The following is an 877-nucleotide window of genomic DNA, read 5'->3' as shown; positions in this document are numbered from 1 at the left end:
TGGTCGGACGGATTTAGCTTTGCTCCACTTGATTTTGTCATGCTCTCTTCTGCCAAAATCACCAATCGGTTGTGCGAACTGGCTTCGAATTTATCCAAACGAAGTCAAGGCTACAAACGCCGGATGGAGGCTTTTTCCCGAAAACCGGATGCGGTCGTAGCTTTACTGGAACGCGCTTTGCGAGCAGGATTCAGCGCTGACTACGTGCTTATGGATAGCTGGTTTACGCAGGCTCCACTCCTTCGAGAGCTTACGATTAAAGGGCTTCCTGTGATTGGCATGGTGAAAGAAATGAAACAACGCTATCTGGTACAGGGCAAGCGATTGACGCTGCGTGAAGTATTTCAAAGCCTTCCTGTCTCGAAGGCAAAAGATATTAAAGGCTCTGTCATCGTACAAACGGCTTGTGGGCTACCTGTGAAGCTTGTGTTTGTCCGCAACCGGAATAAAAAAAGAGAATGGCTGGCCATTTTAAGTACCGATGTGACGCTGGATGCAACTGAAGTGGTAAGAATCTACGGCATGCGCTGGAGCATTGAGACCTTTTTCAAAGTCACCAAAAGCTATTTGAAACTGGGAACTGAATTTCAGGGCCGTTCCTTTGACGGGCTGATTAGCCATACGACGATTGTATTCAGCCGGTATATAGCCATGGAATACGAACGGCGGCAATCGAGTGATAACCGGACACTAGGCGGACTCTTTTTTCTCTTTGCCGACGAGGTTCGCGACCTGGACTACCAGTCTGCACTTCAGCAGCTCATGAATTTTTTTCTGGAAATGTCTCAGGCGAAAACAAAGAAGAACAAAACAGCAGTTTTTTGTCAACTACAGGAATGGATCTCCGGTTTACCCAGTTATATCAAGGGTTTGTTTG

At 47.0% G+C, this 877-nt stretch carries 1 protein-coding gene; it reads left to right on the top strand.

All coding sequences use genetic code 11. The features are described 5' to 3' along the window. Positions 1-877 (top strand): IS4 family transposase (locus GC101_RS10530; protein WP_171717213.1); only part of this gene is annotated, 877 nt, incomplete at both ends.

This window comes from Paenibacillus phytohabitans (assembly GCF_013141775.1).
Classification (GTDB): Bacteria; Bacillota; Bacilli; order Paenibacillales; family Paenibacillaceae; genus Paenibacillus_AQ; species Paenibacillus_AQ phytohabitans.
The sequence above is the reverse complement of the archived record's forward strand: the minus strand, read 5'-3'. Positions and strand labels throughout refer to the sequence as shown.